Source organism: Vibrio sp. 10N.286.51.E5, from assembly GCF_041469125.1.
In the GTDB taxonomy this organism is placed as follows: domain Bacteria; phylum Pseudomonadota; class Gammaproteobacteria; order Enterobacterales; family Vibrionaceae; genus Vibrio; species Vibrio crassostreae_C.
Window position 1 is genome coordinate 52,452 of sequence record NZ_JBFRJZ010000033.1, and the last position, 17,372, is coordinate 69,823.

The window sequence follows — 17,372 nt, forward strand, 5'->3', positions numbered from 1 at the left end:
TACCCCGAGCCGTACCCCGAATGGTAGGAGTTGCTGATAATGACAAAGCGAATTAGTAGCAATGCAACACTGCAAGCATTGAAACCAAAAGAGAAAGAGTATTCAATTCCTGATAAGAAAATTGAGGGATTGAATATTCGAGTTCGCCCTACGGGTACGATGACTTGGACATTTCGTTTTCAAGTTGGTAAAAAGCACGACAAAATATCTATGGGCCGTTACGTCCAACTTAAGCCAAATACAGGTATGACGCTGGATCAGGCAAGGAAGGAAGCCGGGCGCTATCGCAGTTGGTTAGAGAACAATAAAAACCCTAAGATAGAGCTACTCAGAGAGCGTCGAGAGCAAGAAGAAGCACGTACATTTGATGATGCATTTGTTAGCTTTGATGAAAAGCGTTTATCAAAGCAACTTCGTAGTTCTCAGTCTAGATCCATCTACCTGCGTGATATCAAACCCTACATAGGTAATATCAACCTAGTTGACTTGAATATTATCGACCTTAATAAAGTGTTTGATGCAAAGGTGGATAAAGATGGAAAACGTATGGCTGGAGCTATTGGGGTTTGTCACAAAATCATTAATCAGGTGATCAATCATGCCTTAGCCTTGAACATGATTGATAGACATCCAGCACCGCAATTAAAGGCAAAAGATGTTGGTGGTGGCTCTAATGTGACAAAGAGAAACCTTAGTTTTTCTGAGTTGAAAGTATTGTTGTCGAGCTTAGGTGACTGGCGCACAGATCCAGCGAATATTCGCTTGATACGCTTTTTGCTTGGGTGTGGTCAGCGTATTAGTGCTGTGCTTGAAATGCGTTGGAGTGAATTGGATTTTGATGAAAGGGTCTGGTTGCTGCCTGCTAGCTCTGAAGAGCGACATACGAAGAGCCCAGAGAGTCGTAAAATACCGTTGAGTGACTATCTGGTTGAGCAGCTCCAAGAGCAGCGTAAGCTTGTATCAAACAAATGGGAGCTGGTTTGGCCTCAAATCGCTTCAGATAAAGTTCAAGAGCCATCAGCGATACGAGCACTTATTAAGCGTAATATTCCATCAGATATCGAACATTTCTCACCGCATGACCTTCGTCGGACCTTTATTAGTCGATGTAGTGAGATGGGGCTCGATATTGTGGCTGTAGAGAAAGCTGTAGGCCACCAGCTGCCGGGTATGTTGCGAGTCTACAATCACCATGATTATTTAAATGAACAATTGTCAGTGTTGCAAGCTTGGGGGGATAAGCTATACGCACTGAGTGTTAGTAACGTTGTACCCTTATCAACTATTGAGTCGGCTTAGGCAGTACAGAGGCTTAGCATTGTTAATCCGTTATTTTCGTTTCTTTTTCTCATCATCAAGCAATGACAAGGCTTTAAGTTCGCTTGCTTCGCTTTCTTTTAGTTTTGATTCAAGGTCTTCAACTTGATTTTGAAGCTGTTTTATTTCTTGTTGTAGCTCCTTTAATGATGCTTCTTGATTACAAACGTCATCTGATAATTTTTGGTTTTGGTCACGAAGAACTTTATTTCTATCTATGTAGATTCTCTTCTCGATTAACTCATTTTTTTTGAGATTCTTAGCTACATTATCCGCTGTAAGAATGAGCCCTTCTAACTGTTTTTCTATCGTAGTTCTATTGTTTTTAGCTAGCCTTTTGAGGGTCGAGATACAAGCTGGAGTAAAGCGATAGGTTTTTTTCTTCAGATGAGAGCTCCCGTCTCTTTTCTTTTTATCCCATGCATTACTCATAGCTTGAAGTAGCTCTCTGTTATCAGCTAAATCAACATCCAGTAATTTAATAAACTCACTGGCAGGGCAGCTATTTTCTGACCAATTAATTAACGAAGTTGATGCATATTCTGAGTTAGTCAGTTTCAATTTACGTTTCAATAAGTACTTTGTCATCCACTCCTTTTGCTCTTCATTATTATCCTTAATCCAACCTTTAAGATTCAATCCCCCCATCAAACTAACTCCTTTTTGTGTTCAGTTACCATTAAACTACGCTTATTGGTTTATGTGATCAATAAGTAGCATTACTTTCTATATAACCAGCTACAATAGCAAGTAATTTGTCGTATAAATAACACCTGTCAAATAATGGTTAATTAATGATTTTTGAGACTATAACGCCACAGAATATTCATCATATGTCGTGTATATGGCTACGTACTGAGTATGGTTTAAAAGGTAATGTGAGTCGTTACAATGGTACCCCTGAGTCAAAAATATTCTTGATGAAATTGATTCGAGAATTCGCGTGGCAATCTGAAACTGGCGTGGTCCAAGTAAGGGAGCTTAGTGCTAGGTTAGGGGTATCTGACAAGGTGATAAAATCTTCGATTGATTCACTTCAAAGTGTTGGCTTGTTAAAGAGAGTTTCAGCCAAATCATCCTTAGGTGGTAACTCATACAGCTATAAAATTTGTAGTAATGGGAATCCTGATTACTCCGCTGCACAAAACATATCTAAATCTAGAAACCTGTATTTTCAACCGCTGATTGATGAATTACTCAGACCTGATACAACGCAAAAAGAAAACGGCGTTGCCGAAATTCAAGGTAGGGATAAACAGCACTCTTTGACACTTTCAAACCGATTGGTTTTGATTACGTTACTCGCTCATTCCGATCCACTTGGTATCGTGCGAGGGTTGAGTAAAGCTGAAATTTGCAAACTTGTTGGTATCACCCCCACGCGGCTGCGTTCTCAATTGAGTACTTTATTACGTGAAGGCTACATCATTAATGTCATAGGGGGGCAAACGCTAACTCCTATATTTGGAAAGGTGCAAAGTGTATTTACACTTAACCTACTGAACAAAAGCTATGACTTTCGTGTTGATATAACTCGAAAGGAAAATACTGTACTAGTTTATGAATCAAGTCTGTCTAGGCAATTATTGATGGCGACTAAAGAGAGACCCGTGAAATCAGAGCTTTTAAACACAGCCATTTCTCGTTTTCACCAGTGGCAATTTGATAGCAATAGTAAGGATTTCATTAACGTTCTACGCAAGTATTTCCCTTTCATGCGAGATCCCTATAAGAGAGCAATCTTGCAGTCAAAGATTGATCAGTATGCATCATATTGTTTAAACCACTATTGGCACCTGATTGGATCTAAGCTTCCGCCTTATGAACATGTAGAGCAGTTACTAGAGTTCATCGCTGATGACTGTACTAAGGGGGGAATAAATCACACTATCTATGTCGAGGGGGATGTAGCGGAAGAGCGGTTAGCAATGGAAGCTTTGTCCGATAAAAGCCCATTAGTAAAAGGTATCAATGATTTTATTCTCGTCTTGTCATGGATGCGAGCTGAAGAGGTTAAGTTACGTGAAAGGATGGCTGAGCTGGATGACTCTCACTATTACCAAATTCAACCATCTGGTGATGCTAATGCGTTAGCTTATACACTCATCTCAAGCCCCCAAAACAGTATAAAGCCTTACGAATATGATTCTTTTCACCAGCTTTAAAGTCATTAGACCTAATGACATAACTTCAGAGTGACTTCGGTTTCAATCACACTAGCTAGGCCCAATCTTTGATTATCCATAGGCATGACTCCGGTACTACAGCCTAGAAAGAAACAATGCCCTCGGTGGATTAGTAATATAGCTACTTAACAAACACTCTTTATAAGAGCATGACTAGCAGTACAACACTCAGTAGCCACACTACTGATGAATGCTGTACATGTTGTTGTGTCAGCTAAGATCTCTAGCCATAGGCAATAGAGATTCACTCACTGCTATGACAGAACAGTTTTATGTAAATTGTTACGCATCATTCTCTTTCTATGTGAAATCAAATAACACATAGGAGAGATTTTCATGAACATGTTTCAATTTGCTCAAATCCCACTTAGCTACGGTTCTTTAAACCAACACCACCTTGCCCGTATCAATGACACTGTTATGGGAGCCCTAGCGAGCCATGATAGAGTATTAGTCGCTCGAATTGATCTACGTATACCTAACAATAGGGGGAACTCTGACAACCCTTTAGAGCGTGATACACCAACTTGTTACCCGAATACCGATGTTGATTTGATGAAACGGTTTATAGCCTCTTTGAAAACTCAGATGCATTTCGACCAGAGGAATAAAGCCAAACAAGGGAAGCGTATCTACCCGTGTCCGTTAAATTACGTTTGGGTAAGGGAACGTAACACCAGTCACAATGAACATTACCATGTGGCATTAGCGGTCAATCAGGATGGTTACTATCCATTTGGTAGGCTTCATTACGAAGGTACTCTTGCTTGTATGGTAAACAGAGCATGGGCTAGTGCATTAGGGCTTACGACAGATGAGATTGAAGGACTAGTTCATATCCCTGAGCGTCCAATGTATACGTTGAACCGTAATCACCCACCAGCACGATTTCAGAAAGACTTAGGTGAGGTAGCGGTTAGGTTGGCTTACTTGGCAAAGGCTGAGACTAAGATTCTTGGTGATGGTCGCCGTAACTTGGGATGCAGTAATTCAAGGAAGGGATTGATTTAGATTCTAAAGACACTTTGAGCCAGAATTACACTCTGGCTCATTAGTATACAAAGCGACTTAAGATGCACTGATATGAAATACGGTAGCTTGGTTACTCTGAAGGCTGTTGTAAATCACTTACAAGCTCCTCTGTAGGAACAGAATCATAGCAATCTCTTTTATTTTTTAACTTATCTAAAAGGTAATCGTTCGATAAACGAAAGTCACTTGCTATAGTTGCCCAAGTTTTAACGTACCCCTTGATGACAGGGCTTTTTTGACTAAATACTAAACCAGAATCGTTATGTATTTCAGAAGTGTCCCATGCTTTAGTTATCCCATTGTCTGTCGAGGATATTTTTCTACCAACCAGAATTAACTCAAAACGCATGTTCTGATGACTAAACCCAGGGTGTGCCGCTATGATATCAGCGTAGTCTTCTAACTGCCTTAAGTGCTTCTTATTGAGAGATACACCTGGTCTTTTAATTTCAATGATGGTGCACTTATAAAAAGGTTTACCGTTTTCGTATTCTTTTCTTTTACGCGCAAGAAATAGGTCGACTTGCCTCCTGACTCCTTCAACATCAAGGCCAAGCTCAATATCTTCAGGATCAATATCGTTTTGGGAAAGATCTTCAAACTTACTAACTTGCACCCTCAATCGAGTTGCTGTTTTTTGAAAGTCATCTTCTTCTGCGCCAATTAGAGAGTGTTGTTCACCAAACAGCCAAGTGTTAGCTTCAATAATCTTCTGTAAATGTGGTGTTTCTAATACGTCTTTATAATTATTGAGCATGATATGCTCGATCTGATCAACAACAATCTCTCTTCGTTGAAGTACTTCAATAGTACTAATAATGTTGTCGAGTGTAGTTCTTTTGAGTACGTCTGTGAGGCGTTCAAGCTTGCCTTTATCTAAGTCAATAATTGATTCTAGTAAATCTAGCAAAGTATCGTTTTCATTCGATACGAGAAGCTTGTCTAACAAAGATATTATAATTTTTAAGGGCTTTTTCTTTACGTTGTTGAAAATCTGAGGGTCTGCAATCCAAACTTCACGAACAACTGACTTAATGTTATCTAACCGCCACTCGGCATCATTTTTGTTCAAGTTTGCATATTTGGGAAAGTAGCCATCTTGAACATATTGTTCTAACTTTTGATCGATTTGATTTCTAATGAACTCTACGTAAAGCTCGTTTCCTATCTGTTTTACGCTTTTGAGCAGTTGATTGTAAACGGCACTATTCGGGTTAGCGGGCGTCAATTCATTCCCATCGAAGTCGAGCGAAGTACAGTGTTTATCAAAACGGTTCACCCAATCGCCTTGGATGTATGCACTCAGGTAGAAACCAGTTTTACGATTGAAAGATGTATTATCTCGATATAATACTCTTCCATTGGAATGTACTAAGTAAAACTTTGAGTTCTCTCCTTCTGGTTTGTCTGTCCATAAGAAAAATGAGACTTGAAGCATTTCATTGTCAATTTCGATTGGAACCGACTTTTGTGTACATTGAGGTACTGCGATCTCTTGCTCGTTGAGGAATAGCTTTAAGTTTTTGTTAAGTGCTAATCGCCACCCAAAAACTTTCTGAAGCATTGAATACAAGTGCTCTTGAGCAGGTAAGTTATGAGTAAAGTTATAAAGTTCAACATAAGTTCCTTGACCATGAACAACAACATCGTTCTTCTGGCTATCTACTGGAAGGTTGCTATCCAGATTAAAGTGCTCTAAGTCTTCAGCTCCAATCGAGATTTTGATATCTTTCCCATTGAAGCGAGAATACCAATCAGCATTGTTACACAGTAGGTGAAATGCCAACCTTCCTCTACCATGAGCACCTTGAGTATCATCGTCACCAACTTTCTGGGAATCATTGAAGCGAGAGAAATGCTTATCCGTCTGGGATGCATCAATGCCATGTCCGTTATCTATAACAGCGACACTATTAGTCCCTATAACTCCTTCAGTGATAACCTTTACTATTGTAGCTTTTGCATCGAATCCGTTAGCCACCAACTCAAAAATCGCTTGTTCACGATTCTTCTCGTATTTCTTAAAATGCTTTTTTATACCCGCGGTATTTATCCGCGTTGTTCTAATATTTGAGTTTTCCATAGCCAAGCCCCTGACGATCTTTGGAGATCATTCTTTAAGTACTTTGATTCTAACCGAAGTAGTATCAACATATCCTTGATGAAATCAATGTTGATTATGCCACTCTTAAGCTCTTATTTGAGAATAATTTGATAGCAACATTGTAAACACTCGCGCTCTTTTAATGATTTGATAACTAACCACAATCTTGTTTAAAATCCCCTTAACCGCTGAAGTATCTCTAGTTTTAGGCAGAACGCAGATACTTTCAATTATGAACAGTTCAGTGCAAAAAAGAGATTGATATCAATCTCTTCAATAACGTAGATGTAGATCCTACGTTATTGTGCTATCACGGCGTTTGGTTCTGTGTTCATAACACTAACTCCCTAAAGTCATTATCAATATCATCTTGTGTCACGCCAATGTAGCGCAGCGTTACGCCTTCTGAACTGTGGCGAAGCATCCGCATCACCCGTGCAATGTCCTTGGTGCTTTTGTATAAGTGGTAGCCTCTGGTCTTTCGCATCGAGTGAGTCCCCAAAGGAAAACTAATCTCTTCACCAATCGATGAGAACGCTTGGCTAACGGCTCGGCGACTCAATGGATTGGCAGCTTTGTTTATCGCTTGTTGGTTTCGGTAAGATTGAAATAGATAGATGTGGTGTGGATTCTCCTTTTTAATGCGGAGGATGATTTCTAAGCTTCTTGGGTTTAGTGCTATCTGGGCCACTTTGCCCGTCTTTGACTCACGGATGGTTAAACGGTCTTCTTCAATGTCACTGAACTTAATCGCCAACAAATCAGAAATCCGTAAAGCGAGATTAATGCCGACATTCCAGATGTCTGACATTTGCTTACTATGCCGTATTTCTAATAAGTGGCTGATGAGCTGGATAGTGTCGCGGTTTTTCACCGCTTGAACTTCTGCCATAACGCAGCTTCCTTTTTTCGATGAAAATGATGATTAGAGGAACTTTAAAGCAAGCCAGAAACGAAAAGCCTTGTTCCATAAGGGATGGCAAGTTCCCAAATTGCTAAAATGGGAACTTGGATGCTTTTCAGCTCTTGGTGACTTTGATTTGGTCAAACACACCATCAGATAAATACTCCAAAAAGTTACTTTCCCACGTTCGATAGAAAGATTTCACTTCTCGATGTGCTAGAGCGCAAGGTGCTAAAAACATCTGCCTGAATATGTTGATCTCAATATTGAAATCAAGCTCGATGGCTAACTCTGGATAGACACCTCCAGAATAGGCAAAGTCGGTGATGTAACAGAGTCGCCACTTATCACCTTCATTGCGGATCATGATTTCTACTGGATGATACCCACCAGCTTCAGCGTTATAGCTCGTGTCACGAAAGTTAATGGTTAAGGTATCTGAATAGTAATCAAGACTCGCTTCCTGAATCTGCTTAGTGATTGCGTTGTGAAAGCGAGTAGAGATAGGCAGTACACAAGAGTGAAACTGCATCGTTTGAATTTTGGTTACGGCTGGCATGGTGTGCCTCCTTGGTTGATGGTTATGTGATAGATGATTTAGTAGGAGTGTCGACATTGACGAGTGTTGCTTGGATACCGTCAAAGGAGCATTGTTGAATTTGCTTGAGGAAAGACCGTTCATAGCTTTGATATAGACTGGTTACTTGTGGCTGGTGGAGTTCGCAACATTCAATGTCCGGTTGATAGAACCACCCACGTAAAAAATTGAAGTAGAGCTCGACCTCCAGCTTTTCGGTTTGCTCATCTGGGTAAGCAAAGCTAGTGACAAAGACGATGCTCCAATGAGTGTTATCTGATTGGTTTGTCGATCTATTGAGTTGGATCTCGACAGGATGAAAACCACTACGATCTTGGTAGTAGCTCGACACTCGAAAGTTAAGGGCGATCCGTGATGCAAAGGTAGGGACATCTAATTGCTCAACAAGAGCATTAAGGTATTCCACCAGCAGTCGATGCGGTGTGGTTTGGCTCATAGCAAACCTCGCTCAGCAAAGGACACGCATTGCTCACCGACCACAACGTGATCCAATACTCGGATATCAATCAGTGTCAATGCATCAGACAGACGTTGAGTGATCCTACGATCGGCTTGTGATGGCTCAGGTAAGCCAGATGGGTGATTATGACCAAAGATCACTGCTGCCGAGTTCAGTATTAATCCTTCTTTGACGACCTCTCTTGGATAAACGCTAGCAGCATCGATGGTGCCAAAGAACATCTCTTTGTATTCAATCAGTTGGTTTTGATTATCCAGAAACATCACGGCAAACACTTCTCTGTCGTAATGCGCCAGTTTCATCTGTAGATATTGCTTAGTGTTTTCTGGACTGGTGAATGAACCCGAACGGGCATACTTGGCTGCGAGCATAGTTGCTGCGGTCTCTAGAATTTGACGAAGCTCTGTGGGCTCGTTTGGCGTGTAATGATTTGAATGCATCTACTTTCCTTCTTGTGCGTTAAAGGTATGTGCATCCAAGTAATATGTAGCTAAAAAATAATGGAATCCTTCCCCATAGAAGCAGCCCGATCACGCTGGGCTGCTTTAGGTCATGGTTGCTGTTTATCTTGTTGTTTAGCCCAGTTGTAACCACTCACAACGCCATAGATGAACAACTCTATTAGTGTCTTAGTAGGTTGGTGGGGATTCACCATTAGCCTCCTTGTTGATGTGATACAAGCCTGCGCCAACGATAAAGCCAGCAATGAACACAAACGGCATAAGAGCCTCCTGCTTAGTTTGATTTAAGAAACGAGCATAAATGGAAGCCCGCGACTAGCTGGCTTCAGAAAGGTAATGTGTGGTTGAAAAAAGTTGGAGTGTGGTGATTTACGCAGTGAAGTAATTAACTGCACATTCTCGTTATCTCATGAGTTGAACTAACCGGAATTCATCATGAGATTAATCAAACTAAAAGAAGTCATGTCCTTAACCAGCCTTGCACGATCTACCATCTACAAGTACATGAGCGAAGGCCAATTTCCAAAAGCAGTGTCATTAGGTTGTCGTTCAGTGGCATGGGTAGAAGAAGAGGTGACAGATTGGGTATTGGAACGTATTGGTGAGCGCGATAACGCTGATTGACAGATAATGGATGGAAGCTATTACAGCTTCCTTCTATGCCATGTTATTCCTAATAAGCTAGTTTTTCCGCTTATGTATATGGAATCCACGTATTTACAAAGTGATTTTGACAATGAAAATTAAGATGAGGTCGTGTATTCGAATTTTTATTGAAGGAGCTACCTTCTAGCTTTTGATGTTTTACGTACCTACTGTCCTCATATTATAACCCTCGGTTTTATCTCACTCTCCTAAGTCGAGATTGCTAAGGAGGGAGAAGTGCTACCACACCTCGGAACTTAGATTATCGAACAAATAAGACTTTGAGACATCAATATTGGCGCTTGATCACACTAATTCTTTTATTTTTAGGTACGGACGTTGATTGACCAAAAACTAAAAGTTGACGCCTTTCACATTACAGCCCAAAAAATGAGCTCAATTGCGCTGATACAAATATTTAACTTATTACCTAAAAAAAAAGATCGCGGTCTAATAATGCCCTCTTAATATGTTAATTAATTTAACATTAAATGTCACATTGGTGATTCAGGTCACAAAATTAACGCATTTATCGCCGCAACTGTCATGAGGGCTGTGATTTAAACGTCCAGTTAAGTGATCTGTGTAACGGTTTGGTTTTATTTAAACAATGATACTTAATCCATCAAATGAGCGGAGTGTGAGTTAGAAATGAAGCTAGGAATAGTGGTCAGTGGTGGTGATGCAGTTGGTGTGAACAATTTCATCTATCAAGTTGCGAAAATGTCGAACTCTGAGATTGTTATCTATAACGGAGGCGTTAAAGGCCTACTGTCGGATAATAAGAAAGAAATTAGTTATCGAGATCTCGCTGATTACAGTCTATCGCCAATGCCCGTAATTTCATCGGGTAGAACCTCGCGTCACCTCAACCCAGAAGAATACGCCACCATTGCAACTAACCTGCATAAGAGCAAAGTAGACGCTTTAATCTGCGCAGGAGGCGACGGTTCAATGCGGTTTATGAATGTATTGAGTGAGTATGGTGTTAACTGTTTTGGCGTGGGAATGACTGTCGATAATGATATCGCTGGCTCCGATCATACCATTGGCTTTTCTACTGCATGTGAGCAGGTGATGAGAGAAGTGTCTAAGCTGCGAAATACCGGTAGAGCCTTAGCAAATCGAGTGTTTCTCGTTGAAGTTTTGGGTGCTTACTCTGGCGAACTAACTTTACAGTCTGCAATTAAATCTAATGTGGATATCGCTCTGATACCGGAGCATCAAATTCCAGTCGATGAGCTTGCAGCAAAAATTCAAGAAAAACTAGCAGTGCAGAATAGTGTTGTGATTCTTTGTGCTGAGAGTTACACAAAAGAGTATTCACCTGGATTCCAAGGTGCGATTGATACCTTGAGTCAAGACCTAGAACCAAAGGTAGGTATTCGCATGCGTAAAACCACATTGGGTTTCGGTTTGCGAAGCGGTGAGCCAACAACTGAAGAGATTTATCAAGGTACGATCGCAGCTTCAGAAGTGGTGCGATGCATTCAAAGTGGTATGGCGAATAAGGTGATTACCATCAATTCATCGAATAATCCGATACCACTGGATTTAGCTGGGGTCGAGAGTCGTACCGTTGATAAAGAGGGGCATTATTTCAAACTGGCTAAGCAATTGGGCATGGTTTGGTAATTAACAATAAAACAATAAAACAATAAAACAATAAAACAAATTCGTGAACAGAAGGAATGAATAAATGACGATGAATATAATGTGCGTATGCGGTTGTGGTTTAGGTTCTAGCTTTGCTTTGGAAATGACAGCCAAACCTATCCTAGAGAAAATGGGGATTGACTTTTCTTTAGGCCACACCACGGTATCTGAAGTGCTATCGCTAAAGCCAGACATGATTATTACTTCTGGTACGTTCTCTGATGCGATTAAAGGTGGCGCTAGCGCTGAAGATGCTGCAAAGGTAGTCACAATCCAAAAATTTACTGACTCTGTAGAAATGGAACAGGCAATCTCAGAGTTTTTAGATAAGTAACACCTAGAAAAACACCTTTTTCTTACTGCTGAATAATAGATGTAGATAGGTAGAAATACCTATCAAGGTACTTCTACGCCTTGAGAAAATATTTTAATTAACATTGGCATGGAATCAAATTAATTATGAATACATTTTTTGACTTTATAGTAAAAGATGTGCTTGGGCAGGCCTCAATATTGATCGCAAGTATTGCTATGCTCGGTCTTATTTTACAAAAAAAGCCCTCCGGTAAGGTAATCGAAGGAACGTTTAAGACAATGCTTGGTTTCTTGGTCATGATGGCGGGTATAAACATTGTCGTTGAGACATTAACTTACCTGAATAGCATCTTTACTACCGGGTTCGGTATGACTGGTTACATTACTGATGTTGCGGCTATTGCAGGTATTGCAAACCAAACGCTGGGAACGGAAGTCGCACTAACCTTAATGGTAATTTTCGCAACGAATATCATTATTGCTCGCTTCACGCCTTGGAAGTACATCTTTCTAACAGGGCAGGCGCTACTGTGGATGTCCACTATTGGTGCTGTCATTTGTTACAAGGCAGGTCTATCAGGCGCAACACTAGTATTAACGGGGGGTATCTTCGGCGGTATTTTAGCTGTAGCAATGCCTGCTATTGCTCAGCCTGTGGTTCGCAAGATTACTGGTTCTGACAACGTTGCACTTGGGCACTTCTGTACGATCGGTTATATGGTTCAAGCAGCTGTCGCGAAGGTCGTTGGCAAGGGCTCTAAATCTACGGAAGAAATTGAGCTTCCAAAAGCTTTTGCATTTTTAAGTGATACCTACCTGTCGATGGCTGTCATTATGGTGCCAATGTTCCTGATCCCTGCAATTGCAGCAGGTCCTGAATATATTGCTCAGTACAGCGGTGGTATGAACTATTTGATGTACTCGTTTATGCAAGCAATCATGTTTACTGCTGGCGTATTCGTTCTGTACTCAGGTGTGCGCCTATTGTTGCAAGAATTAGTTCCAGCCTTCCAAGGTATTGCTATGCGCCTAGTGCCAAATGCAATACCTGCATTGGATTGCCCGGTTTTGTTCCCTTATGCACCTAACGCTGTAATTCTGGGTTTCCTATCAACAACTGTAGGTTCGGTGATCGGTATGTTGTTGTTCCCTATGTTTGGGTTGGCAATGATACTACCAGGGCTTCTGACTAATTTCTTCGCAGGTGGTACAGCGGGTATTTTTGGCAACGCAATGGGTGGTCGTCGCGGCGCAATCATAGGCGGTGTAGTTCACGGCCTATTCATTACTTTCCTACCAGCAATTCTAATCCCTTTACTAGAAACTTACGGCTTCGTGGGTGTGACATTTAGTGATTCTGATGTAATCGCATCAGGTCTTCTACTGGGTCATGCATTTAACGGCAACTGGATGTTCGTAGCAAGCTTCGTAGGCTTTGTAGCGGCAATCACTTGGTATGTAAACAAAAACCTTAAAACTGAAAAAACTGAACAGGCGGAGTTAAACAATGCATAATTTTAAAGAAATAGAAGTCATTGCAAGAGAGCGCGGATTTAATGCTGTTGGTTCATTCAATCTCCATTGTATTGAGATGTTACCAGCTTATTTTGAGGCAGCAATGGATACAAACTCACCTTTAATGATCCAAATTTCAACGGGTACGGCTCAGTACCTTGGGTATGACTTGTTGGTGGCGTCAATTGTCGCCTTAGCTAAAGAGCATAATGTGCCTACGTGCCTCCATTTGGACCACTGCTCAAATCTTGATGATATTAAACTGGCTATCGATAAGGGTTTTACTAGTGTCATGTACGACGGTTCTCACCTCTCGTTGGCTGAAAACATAGCTAATACAAATATCATTATTGAGTACGCTCATCCTAAAAATGTGAGCGTAGAAGCTGAACTCGGTGCAATCGGGGGAGCAGAAGATGGTAAACAAGTCGCAGATGAAGACATTGCATTTACAAAGCTATCTGATGCCCTTGAGTTTGTAGATAAGTCTAAAGTCGATATGTTAGCCGTCAGTATTGGTACTGTTCATGGTTCATACACGGCAAAGACCAATATTCAACGAGACCTATTGATCGAACTGTCTGAGAAGACGAAAGTGCCTTTAGTTCTTCATGGTGGAACAGGTGTCTCGGATGAAGATATGCGATTTGTCGTACGCAATGGTATGGATAAAGTAAATGTTGGCACTGAAATGAATGTTCAGTGGGTTAAACACTGCCAAGACACTCATGCGAGTGGCAAAGTGCATGATTCAGTGCGAAAGTTCTTCATTCCAGCACGAAACGCTGTACGTCAAGTGATTGCTGAAAAGATTCGTCTTTTCCAGTAGTGGTTTGAACATCCCTGCTGGGAAACCAGCAGGGTATTTAGGAGTCGGTATGAGTATATTATCCAAACTATTTGGGCGTAAAAACCCAGTAGAGCCCGTTGATGAAACGCAAGCTACAGAGCTTGATATAGAGATCAAGCAGTTAGAAACCATGCTTGAGCAAGATACTTCCAACGTACAAGTTCAACAAGCCCTTGTTGCAAAATACAGCAAGGCAGCTTCGGTATTTGCTCAAGCGCCAACGTATCGAGATAGAGTGGATGATGTGTTTACTCGAATGAATGAACTACGAAATATAGCTAGAACGAATTTTTAATCGGAGGGCTGGATGTTAAAAAAACTATTGTTAGAGGCAGATGCGGTGCAACTTCAAGTCGATGAGCCGGATTGGGAAAAAGCTTTGCAGGTAGCCGCGGTTCCTCTTGTCACGAATGGCACCATCTCATCGAAGTACTTAGATGCCATCATCACTGGTACAAAAGATTTAGGCGCATACTACGTCTTCGAAGACGAAAAGTTTGCTCTGCCTCATGCAAGACCAGAAGAGGGCGCAAATAAGCTCGGTTTTAGCCTAGTAACGTTGAAGAACCCGATCTCAATAAACGGTAGCCCTGATGTCAATATCATCATCATGCTCTCTGCAGTTGATAGTCATAGTCATATTGAGGAAGGCCTGAAGCCCATCTTCGAGGCATTAATGGAACCGTCAGTACGAGAGCAGATAGCTTCGGCCAAAGAAAAAGAAGAGGTTTTAGCTCTATTATGAAGAAAGTCATCATTGTTAATGGAATCCCCGCTTCAGGTAAAAGTACTGTAGCAGCGAAGATAGCAACGCACTTCGGCTGGCCTTACCTCTCAATTGATACCATCAAAGAACCGTTTATGGATTTGCATGTAGCCATTGATCGAGAATTTAACAGGGAGCTTAGTAAAGCAGCTTACAAAGCTATCTGGGACACAGTCGCGAGTGCTCCAGATGACTGCATATATGTAATTGATGCGTGGTTTGGGTTTCAATCCCGAGAATTACTAGAGAGCTATGTCAAGCAATCTGATGTAGTTGAGATCATCGAGGTCTGGAATAGTATTTCACCTGAGCTAGTTGCTGATAGATATCGTTCCCGGTTGTACCTTCGCAAAGAAGGTCACCCAGGTGAAGAGTACATTCCGGAGTTAATGGCGTTGGCTGAGAGGGCATCACCAATGAATATTGGAAAGGTTTACTGTATAGATCAAGATACAGGTAGTGAAATTCAAGAGGTGCTTGCTGCCCTTGCCTCCCGGCCAGGCTCCTTAAAGGAGTCATCGTTGGTCGATCTGCCTATGGCGAGATGAATCCTGTCTGTAGTGGTTTAATGATCACGGTATCTCAATAGAAATATCCGCCTTCTAATAAGAAGGCGGTTTGGCTTTATAATTCCTTAGAAGGGGGCGTCCGCGCTATCAGTTCTTCAATAATTGCAGTTGTTGTTCATACCCTATGTTCTGTTTATCTTGATGTCGTACATTGATCTGTTCCATCAATACTGGGCGCGATGGCAAGCGACTTTCCCAAACCTGCCACTATTCAACGATCGCTAATGTTCGATTTTTGAAACTTATAGGGTTTTGTGTGCTCCCACCAATCAGCCCCAACAGAATCTTGAGTACCATAGGTTTGCGGTAGCGCCGCGATATCAGCATTTAATGCATCAACGTCGATACTCTCTACATCTGTACTGAAGCCTAACCAATGCGCGTACTCACTTGGTACTGTATTCCACTTGTAACGGCTTCCGTCTTCATCGTACACACCACTCACTCTCGCAGTCGAAAGCGTCATGTTTTGGCCATCAGCAGCATCACTCAAACTAACCTCATTACACTCCAATTCACTAAGATCATAGAACGATGATTTGTTATCCATACCGTATTGGTTGTCAGTGCCAGTTACCTTTGAAAGTAAGGTTTCTGACTTACTGCAAATGTAATCATCAAAGCTTGGATCGGAACTCATGTTGCGGTATTCATTCACATAGCCCACCGTACCAAAGTCAGTGATACTGTCTTCTTGCAGGTAGTTTCTAATCAAACGTTCGGGTAGCCAGTTATTACCTACCGCATAGACGGATTCAGACCAGAAGCTACCTTGACGTATGGAAATCGATTTGTACCATAATTGTTCATCATCTTGGCGTTGCCAGTCCGTTGGATCGTTAAGGTAGTGAGCCACGTTGATATGTGCATAAGGGTACTGAAGCGATAATTCATAAGTCTCTTCAAATGAAAGTTGAATGGATGCCATAAGCTGCTCAGCAATATCGTAGACCGCACTGTTACCATCCGCTATGTAATCACTCCACAGCTCTTCCTCTGAGATATTGAAATGCCAAACTAAATCCCCCGCTACGTTACGCATGGCGTCTTTTATGGCATTGCGGACTGGTTCATTGTCTTTCACTAATCCACAGCTATACGCTGCGCCTTGCTCTCTTTCAACCGTCTGTTTCGCTGACTCCCACAACATTGTGGTGAGTGGCGTAATGTTAACGGAGCCATTCGCTACCTCTTCAGGCAACGTGAACGCTGGTGGCAGGTTAAGTACATATGCTTGAGTTACTTCCCCTAAGTCCTCATCAATAGCTCCGACAGGCACATCTACGATCACTGGGACGTATTCAAGACAGGCTTGTTGCTCTTCTGTGATGTCACCTTCAATAGTGAACACACCACCAGCCTCAGTGATAGCCGATGGCTCATCAGGATCGACAACACCATTTGAATTAAAATCATAATGAACCGTGGCACCAACGATATAGCCGTCAATAGCACGACCGGATAACAACGTAGAGTTGGATGGTTGTGAAGGCTCAGATGAGCCACCACCGCCGCAACCAGCAAGGGTTGCACTAGCAATAAGCGCAGAATCTAACGTCTTTTTCATAGGAAATTCCTTTTTATTAATAGATTGGTTTGCAGGGATAAATGCATAGAAAACAAAAGCGGCTTACTTTCGTAAACCGCTAATGGTGGGTATTAAACGTGTGGTATTAGCAAGAACATCGGCATGGAGGCATATCGCAAATGTCACAAGTTGAACTGTGGCTACCTCCGCAATATTCACAGCTGAATGAAGCTAGGCAACGGTGCTTGTTAAGTAATGGTCGAATCGCTTTAATGGTCATGAACTTCTCTCCCCGTCTATGTCGTAGTGGTTCACATAGAAAGACGGCAACCCTATGTGACATCCCTGTTTGTTGTCAGGTTATCAATAGGTTGGGCATCTGGTGTCGCATAAGGCTGTACTAAGTGAGACCGCTATCGCTATTTAGAGAAGTGGTTTGAAGTTGGGGGGGGGGGTGACTGACGGC

18 protein-coding genes are annotated in these 17,372 nt (G+C 41.7%); 11 read left to right on the top strand and 7 right to left on the bottom strand.

The window, feature by feature from the left end:
• Positions 1-39 precede the first annotated feature (39 nt).
• Positions 40-1,299 carry a tyrosine-type recombinase/integrase gene (locus AB4161_RS12990; protein WP_372083422.1) on the top strand — a complete coding sequence of 420 codons (1,260 nt, stop codon included), beginning with the start codon at positions 40-42 and terminating at the stop codon, positions 1,297-1,299.
• 30 nt (positions 1,300-1,329) lie between these two features.
• Here the strand turns inward: AB4161_RS12990 and AB4161_RS12995 are convergent, their stop codons facing one another.
• Positions 1,330-1,965, bottom strand: coding sequence for a hypothetical protein (locus AB4161_RS12995; RefSeq protein ID WP_372083423.1), 636 nt, complete (start codon positions 1,963-1,965; stop codon positions 1,330-1,332).
• A gap of 146 nt (positions 1,966-2,111) precedes the next feature.
• On the opposite strand from AB4161_RS12995, the gene AB4161_RS13000 reads away from it, so the two are divergent.
• Together AB4161_RS13000 and AB4161_RS13005 are read left to right on the top strand one after the other, a co-directional pair.
• Positions 2,112-3,482: a hypothetical protein gene (locus tag AB4161_RS13000; RefSeq protein ID WP_372083424.1), complete on the top strand. Its 1,371-nt coding sequence runs from the start codon at positions 2,112-2,114 to the stop codon at positions 3,480-3,482.
• Between the two features lie 357 nt (positions 3,483-3,839).
• On the top strand, positions 3,840-4,514 hold the full coding sequence (locus AB4161_RS13005) for an inovirus Gp2 family protein (RefSeq protein ID WP_372083425.1): 675 nt from the start codon (positions 3,840-3,842) through the stop codon (positions 4,512-4,514).
• A gap of 91 nt (positions 4,515-4,605) precedes the next feature.
• Here the strand turns inward: AB4161_RS13005 and AB4161_RS13010 are convergent, their stop codons facing one another.
• The 5 genes from AB4161_RS13010 to radC form a co-directional block, all read right to left on the bottom strand.
• Positions 4,606-6,618 (bottom strand): ATP-binding protein, encoded by a 2,013-nt coding sequence (locus tag AB4161_RS13010; RefSeq protein ID WP_372083426.1) that lies wholly within the window; start codon positions 6,616-6,618, stop codon positions 4,606-4,608.
• A 352-nt stretch (positions 6,619-6,970) separates the two neighbouring features.
• Positions 6,971-7,531 carry a tyrosine-type recombinase/integrase gene (locus AB4161_RS13015; protein ID WP_372083427.1) on the bottom strand — a complete coding sequence of 187 codons (561 nt, stop codon included), beginning with the start codon at positions 7,529-7,531 and terminating at the stop codon, positions 6,971-6,973.
• Between the two features lie 127 nt (positions 7,532-7,658).
• Complete coding sequence (locus AB4161_RS13020) at positions 7,659-8,102, bottom strand: DUF2787 family protein (protein ID WP_372083428.1); 444 nt, start codon at positions 8,100-8,102, stop codon at positions 7,659-7,661.
• Positions 8,103-8,124: 22 nt separating this feature from the next.
• Positions 8,125-8,577 (bottom strand): DUF2787 family protein, encoded by a 453-nt coding sequence (locus tag AB4161_RS13025; protein WP_372083429.1) that lies wholly within the window; start codon positions 8,575-8,577, stop codon positions 8,125-8,127.
• Entirely contained in the window at positions 8,574-9,041 is a 468-nt protein-coding gene (gene radC, locus AB4161_RS13030; protein ID WP_372083430.1) for a DNA repair protein RadC, read from the bottom strand. The genes AB4161_RS13025 and radC overlap by 4 nt, the downstream gene beginning before the upstream one ends.
• A gap of 456 nt (positions 9,042-9,497) precedes the next feature.
• On the opposite strand from radC, the gene AB4161_RS13035 reads away from it, so the two are divergent.
• The 8 genes from AB4161_RS13035 (at position 9,498) to AB4161_RS13070 (ending at position 15,357) form a co-directional block, all read left to right on the top strand.
• Positions 9,498-9,686 (top strand): AlpA family transcriptional regulator, encoded by a 189-nt coding sequence (locus AB4161_RS13035; RefSeq protein ID WP_372083431.1) that lies wholly within the window; start codon positions 9,498-9,500, stop codon positions 9,684-9,686.
• Between the two features lie 672 nt (positions 9,687-10,358).
• Positions 10,359-11,342: a 6-phosphofructokinase gene (locus tag AB4161_RS13040; RefSeq protein ID WP_372083433.1), complete on the top strand. Its 984-nt coding sequence runs from the start codon at positions 10,359-10,361 to the stop codon at positions 11,340-11,342.
• Positions 11,343-11,406: 64 nt separating this feature from the next.
• Positions 11,407-11,697, top strand: coding sequence for a PTS sugar transporter subunit IIB (locus AB4161_RS13045; RefSeq protein WP_372083435.1), 291 nt, complete (start codon positions 11,407-11,409; stop codon positions 11,695-11,697).
• 125 nt (positions 11,698-11,822) lie between these two features.
• Positions 11,823-13,193: a PTS sugar transporter subunit IIC gene (locus AB4161_RS13050; protein WP_372083436.1), complete on the top strand. Its 1,371-nt coding sequence runs from the start codon at positions 11,823-11,825 to the stop codon at positions 13,191-13,193.
• A complete protein-coding gene (locus AB4161_RS13055) occupies positions 13,186-14,022 on the top strand; it encodes a ketose-bisphosphate aldolase (protein ID WP_372083437.1) in 837 nt (278 codons plus the stop codon). Before AB4161_RS13050 ends, AB4161_RS13055 begins: the two co-directional genes overlap by 8 nt.
• Positions 14,023-14,071: 49 nt before the next feature.
• Complete coding sequence (locus tag AB4161_RS13060; protein WP_372083438.1) at positions 14,072-14,338, top strand: hypothetical protein; 267 nt, start codon at positions 14,072-14,074, stop codon at positions 14,336-14,338.
• 12 nt (positions 14,339-14,350) lie between these two features.
• Entirely contained in the window at positions 14,351-14,788 is a 438-nt protein-coding gene (locus AB4161_RS13065) for a PTS sugar transporter subunit IIA (protein ID WP_372083439.1), read from the top strand.
• Entirely contained in the window at positions 14,785-15,357 is a 573-nt protein-coding gene (locus AB4161_RS13070; RefSeq protein ID WP_372083441.1) for an AAA family ATPase, read from the top strand. The genes AB4161_RS13065 and AB4161_RS13070 overlap by 4 nt, the downstream gene beginning before the upstream one ends.
• A gap of 232 nt (positions 15,358-15,589) precedes the next feature.
• Here AB4161_RS13070 and AB4161_RS13075 read toward each other — a convergent pair whose 3' ends face one another.
• The gene (locus tag AB4161_RS13075) at positions 15,590-16,945 is read right to left on the bottom strand and encodes a hypothetical protein (protein ID WP_372083442.1); all 1,356 of its coding nucleotides are present in this window, start codon (positions 16,943-16,945) and stop codon (positions 15,590-15,592) included.
• Positions 16,946-17,372 lie beyond the last annotated feature (427 nt).

Bases quoted from the DNA above. Each gene is read 5' to 3' on its own strand.
- AB4161_RS12990 (WP_372083422.1), top strand. From the start codon at position 40: ATGACAAAGCGAATTAGTAGCAATGCAACACTGCAAGCATTGAAACCA.
- AB4161_RS12995 (WP_372083423.1), bottom strand. From the start codon at position 1,965: ATGGGGGGATTGAATCTTAAAGGTTGGATTAAGGATAATAATGAAGAG.
- AB4161_RS13000 (WP_372083424.1), top strand. From the start codon at position 2,112: ATGATTTTTGAGACTATAACGCCACAGAATATTCATCATATGTCGTGT.
- AB4161_RS13005 (WP_372083425.1), top strand. From the start codon at position 3,840: ATGAACATGTTTCAATTTGCTCAAATCCCACTTAGCTACGGTTCTTTA.
- AB4161_RS13010 (WP_372083426.1), bottom strand. From the start codon at position 6,618: ATGGAAAACTCAAATATTAGAACAACGCGGATAAATACCGCGGGTATA.
- AB4161_RS13015 (WP_372083427.1), bottom strand. From the start codon at position 7,531: ATGGCAGAAGTTCAAGCGGTGAAAAACCGCGACACTATCCAGCTCATC.
- AB4161_RS13020 (WP_372083428.1), bottom strand. From the start codon at position 8,102: ATGCCAGCCGTAACCAAAATTCAAACGATGCAGTTTCACTCTTGTGTA.
- AB4161_RS13025 (WP_372083429.1), bottom strand. From the start codon at position 8,577: ATGAGCCAAACCACACCGCATCGACTGCTGGTGGAATACCTTAATGCT.
- radC (WP_372083430.1), bottom strand. From the start codon at position 9,041: ATGCATTCAAATCATTACACGCCAAACGAGCCCACAGAGCTTCGTCAA.
- AB4161_RS13035 (WP_372083431.1), top strand. From the start codon at position 9,498: ATGAGATTAATCAAACTAAAAGAAGTCATGTCCTTAACCAGCCTTGCA.
- AB4161_RS13040 (WP_372083433.1), top strand. From the start codon at position 10,359: ATGAAGCTAGGAATAGTGGTCAGTGGTGGTGATGCAGTTGGTGTGAAC.
- AB4161_RS13045 (WP_372083435.1), top strand. From the start codon at position 11,407: ATGACGATGAATATAATGTGCGTATGCGGTTGTGGTTTAGGTTCTAGC.
- AB4161_RS13050 (WP_372083436.1), top strand. From the start codon at position 11,823: ATGAATACATTTTTTGACTTTATAGTAAAAGATGTGCTTGGGCAGGCC.
- AB4161_RS13055 (WP_372083437.1), top strand. From the start codon at position 13,186: ATGCATAATTTTAAAGAAATAGAAGTCATTGCAAGAGAGCGCGGATTT.
- AB4161_RS13060 (WP_372083438.1), top strand. From the start codon at position 14,072: ATGAGTATATTATCCAAACTATTTGGGCGTAAAAACCCAGTAGAGCCC.
- AB4161_RS13065 (WP_372083439.1), top strand. From the start codon at position 14,351: ATGTTAAAAAAACTATTGTTAGAGGCAGATGCGGTGCAACTTCAAGTC.
- AB4161_RS13070 (WP_372083441.1), top strand. From the start codon at position 14,785: ATGAAGAAAGTCATCATTGTTAATGGAATCCCCGCTTCAGGTAAAAGT.
- AB4161_RS13075 (WP_372083442.1), bottom strand. From the start codon at position 16,945: ATGAAAAAGACGTTAGATTCTGCGCTTATTGCTAGTGCAACCCTTGCT.